The sequence below is a fragment of the Periweissella beninensis genome (assembly GCF_016908275.1).
GTDB classification, from domain to species: domain Bacteria; phylum Bacillota; class Bacilli; order Lactobacillales; family Lactobacillaceae; genus Periweissella; species Periweissella beninensis.
Window position 1 is genome coordinate 1 of sequence record NZ_JAFBDN010000046.1, and the last position, 4,491, is coordinate 4,491.

Consider the following 4,491-nt stretch of genomic DNA (forward strand, 5'->3'; position numbering starts at 1 on the left):
GCGCTTAAAGACATATTTATAAACTTCAAATACTGATATCACTTGGATTCAATTTATTTTGTCCAAGTGGCTAACTTGTTATTGAAATTTTCGAATAAAAGATTATTAAACTTATACTAAAAAACTATTTATAGTTTGAATATGAGTCAAACTTGTGTAAGAATATAATGAGTTTAGACTTTACTATATTTTGGTACAATTATTGGAGGAATTATCATGGATGTAGCATTATCAGTTATATCTTTAGCACGATTCCAATTTGCAATGACAACTATTTTTCACTTTTTATTTGTGCCATTGTCAATTGGATTAGGGTTGATTGTTAGTATTATGGAAACCCTATACGTTTTAAAGAAAGACGAAAAATATAAATTAATGACCCAGTTTTGGGGCAAAATTTTTCTATTAAGTTTTGCAGTGGGTGTTGTAACAGGTATTATACAAGAATTCCAATTTGGGATGAATTGGTCTGAATATTCTAGGTTTGTTGGTGATATTTTTGGAGCACCATTAGCGATTGAAGCCTTAGTTGCTTTCTTTTTAGAATCAACATTCATTGGATTATGGATGTTTGGGTGGGATCGATTTAAACCAGCGATACATTTAGTTTTAATTTGGATAACGACAATTGGGTCAGCGTTATCAGCTCTTTGGATTTTAGCGGCTAATTCATTTATGCAAAATCCGCTTGGCTTTATTATTAATTCTAAAACAGGAAGGGCACAACTAGTTGATTTTCCAGCTTTAATTAAGAATCATCAATTATGGTTAGAATTTCCACACGTTATTTTTGGGGCATTTTTAACAGCTGGCTTTGTTGTTGCTGGAATGTCAGCATTTGCACTTTTACGTAAGAATAAAAATGTTGATTTTTTCCGAACGTCATTAAAAATTGGCTTGATTGTTGGGTTAATTACAACATTTGGGATGTTAGCTACTGGTGATCAACATTCTTACGCACTAGAAGTGGATCAACCAATGAAATTTGCTGCAACTGAAGGTCTATATGAAAATGTTGGTGGCAAAGATAAGCAACAACCATGGACCGTAGCTGGTTTATATAACGAAAAAGAGCATAAATCAATTTTTGAAATTAATGTTCCCTATGTTTTGTCAATTTTAGCCCATCACAGTTTAACGGGTTATAACAAGGGTGCTAACCAGGTAAATAAAGAATTACATGCTAAATATGATAAAAAATTTGGTAAAAATATGAATTATTACGTACCATTTAATGCAATTTTTTGGGCATTCCATATTATGGCTTTTGCAGCTGGTGGATTCTTAATGGTGGCAGTTGTTGGTTTGTGGTTTAATCGTAAAAAATTTGCCGATAAAGAATTATTGAAGCAAAAATGGTTGCTTTGGATTTTAGGATTATGCACATTTTTACCATTTGTAGCAAATACTTCGGGTTGGTTAGTTACGGAACTTGGTCGCTATCCGTGGGTTGTTTATGGGTATTTAACAATTGCCGATGCGGTTTCGCCAAATGTATCAGCAGGATCAATGTTATTTACTAATATTGTTTTCTTCTTAACATTCAGTTTACTCGGAGCAGTAATGGTTTACTTGGCTGCTCGTATTTTGAAAGAAGGACCAGATGATTTAATGACGCAAACAACACCAGTTCAAGATCCGTTTGCAGAGGAGGCGTTTAACTAATGACAGGATTACAAGTCTTATGGTTTGTCCTTATTGGAGTATTATTTGCGGGCTTTTTCTTTTTAGAAGGTTTTGATTTTGGAGTTGGTATGGCTTTAAAAACATTAGCGAAGAATACAGATGAACGGGATGCTTTAGTGGCATCAATTGGTCCTAATTGGGATGCTAATGAAGTATGGTTAATTACAGCAGGGGGGGCGCTATTTGCTTCAATGCCAATGTGGTATGCCTCATTATTTTCGGGCTTCTATATTCCATTATTTTTAGTGGTGCTTGCTTTAATTTTTAGAGGAGTTTCATTTGAGTTTAGAGCATTGATGAAATTTGAGTCAGGTCGTAATATTTGGGAGTGGGCGACTGCTTTAGGATCTTTCTTTGCCCCATTTATTTTAGGAATGATTTTTACAGCGATGGTTAAAGGAATGCCAATGGATTCTCAATATAACGTTCGTGGAAGTTTTTTCGATTTTGTAAATCTTTTTACAATTGTTGGTGGTGTAGCTGTAACATTAATGAGTTATATTCATGGCTTAAATTTCATTAGAATCAAGACAGTTGGTCAGATTCGGCAACGGGCTGCCCAATGGGCCAAAGCTTTGTATCCTGTATTATTAATAGGGGAAGTTATTTTTGCGTTACTTGTTGCTAAAGATACAATGTTTTTTGCTAATAAACCAATTTTAACAACATTGATTTTAGCAGTAATTGTGATTGCAACATTAATTTCTTATTTTGCAACGATTAAAGACATAGAGGTACTTAGTTTTATCACCTCGGGGATTAATTTGATTAGTGTTGTAACGCTATTATTTGTTGGAATTTTCCCACATGTAATGATAGCAAATAATAGTAAATACAGTTTGCTTATTGAAAATGCTTCATCATCAAGCTATACATTGACCTTAATGACATGGTTAGCCTTTTCAGTATTGCCAATAGTATTAGCATATCAAATTTGGAGCTTTTATATTTTTAGAAAACGTTTAACAGTTGGTGCAACTGCAAAACATTAGTAGACAGAAAATGGAGAATTTTTATGATTGATCGGCGCCTATTCAAATTGCCGGGAATTCGTAAAACACTAGGAATGCTTGTAGTATTTACAATACTACAAGCATTTAGTGTATTATTCCAAGGAAAGTACTTAAGCGAAAGCATTGTAACTTTATGGCAACAAAGGTCCCTGAATGAAGCTTTTATGGTGATTGGTTTGTTTGTGGTTGCATTTGTAACTAGACATTTATTGACAGTGGTTAAAAATTATACAATTGGTAATTGGGTTGAACAAACTACGATACAATTACGTCATGATTTATTAGTTAAATTTGGTATGTTAGGACCAGCTCCATTACAAGATAAGGGAACAGGAAATTTAGTAACTTTATCACTTGAAGGAATGGATAAAGTACAAAATTATTTTATGTTAGTTTTGATTAAAATGTGCGATATGATGATTATTCCTTGGATTTTATTAGTCTATTTAGGGACCGTTGACTGGCAGGAAGCAATCTTTTTATTTGTGATTTATCCAGTAGTAATTATTTTTATGATTATTTTAGGATATGCTGCACAAGCTAAAGCAGATAAAGAGTATATGAACTTTGTGAGATTAAGTAATCACTTTGTAGATGCACTCAGAGGGTTACCGACATTAAAACAACTGGGTTTGAGTAAACGATATGCTGAAAATATTTACGATGTTTCAGAAGATTATCGTAAATCAGTTTTGTCAACTTTAAAAATTGGTATTTTATCGACATTTACACTTGATTTTTTTACCACGTTATCAATTGCTGTTGTAGCAGTTTTTCTAGGCTTAAGTTTAATTAATGGCCATATTCAATTGCTACCGGCATTGATAATGCTAGTTTTAGCGCCTGAGTATTTTATGCCACTACGTAATTTTGCCAATGATTATCATGCGACCCTAGATGGTAAAAACGCCCTAACTGATGTCTTAGAAATTTTGGAACGCCCAACTATTGAGAACGGGTCAGAAACTAAAGTACCAAGTTGGCAACAAGACAGTACCTTAGAGATAACTAATTTGACAGTTGCATATGAAAAAAATGTACAACCGGCATTAAACATCCCTTATCTAAAACTAGGTGGTTATCAAAAAATTGGTATTATTGGTAAATCTGGATCGGGTAAATCAACCTTATTAAATTTATTAGGGGGGTTATTGAGTGCTAATATAGTTAAAGCACAGACAATTAAGGTAAATGGAACTACAATTAACAGCTTACAAACAGCACTGTGGCAAAAGCAATTACAATATATACCACAAAAACCATATATTTTTCATGCTAGTTTAGCTGATAATATCGCCTTTTATTATCCTAAAGCAGGCAAACAAGCAGTTGCGGAGGCAATCAAATTAGCAGGCTTATTTGATTGGGTCGCAACACTGCCGCAAGGTATGGAGACATTAATTGGTGAAGGTGGTCAAAGTGTTTCTGGTGGTCAAGCGCAAAGAATTGCTTTAGCACGAGCTTTCTTAACACCTAATCGACATGTGTTATTATTTGATGAACCAACTGCTCATTTGGACATTGAAACAGAGGTGGCTTTAAAGGAGACTATGCTACCATTATTTGAAGATAAATTAGTATTATTTGCGACGCATCGTTTGCACTGGATTAATCAGATGGATTATATTTTAGTAATTAAAGATGGAAAAATAGTTGAGCAAGGAACACCCGCTCAATTAAATAATAAAAAAGGTGAGTTGAACTGACCCCCATAAATTGGAGTGATGTTTTAAGCGATTAATTGGATGGCATGTTTCCGGAATTCAACCGGAGTCATGCCGTCCAATTTTTG

3 protein-coding genes are annotated in these 4,491 nt (G+C 33.9%); all 3 read left to right on the forward strand.

Annotation, left to right across the window (positions count from 1 at the left end):
- Positions 1–216: 216 nt before the first annotated feature.
- Genes JOC59_RS09055 through cydD form a run of 3 tightly spaced genes read left to right on the forward strand, consistent with a single transcriptional unit; the run spans position 217 to position 4,405 of the window.
- Positions 217–1,665: a cytochrome ubiquinol oxidase subunit I gene (locus JOC59_RS09055; RefSeq protein WP_205144425.1), complete on the forward strand. Its 1,449-nt coding sequence runs from the start codon at positions 217–219 to the stop codon at positions 1,663–1,665.
- Positions 1,665–2,678 carry a cytochrome d ubiquinol oxidase subunit II gene (cydB, locus tag JOC59_RS09060; RefSeq protein ID WP_205144426.1) on the forward strand — a complete coding sequence of 338 codons (1,014 nt, stop codon included), beginning with the start codon at positions 1,665–1,667 and terminating at the stop codon, positions 2,676–2,678. The genes JOC59_RS09055 and cydB overlap by 1 nt, the downstream gene beginning before the upstream one ends.
- Before the next feature lie 23 nt (positions 2,679–2,701).
- Positions 2,702–4,405: a thiol reductant ABC exporter subunit CydD gene (gene cydD, locus JOC59_RS09065; protein WP_205144427.1), complete on the forward strand. Its 1,704-nt coding sequence runs from the start codon at positions 2,702–2,704 to the stop codon at positions 4,403–4,405.
- The last annotated feature ends 86 nt before the right edge of the window (positions 4,406–4,491 follow it).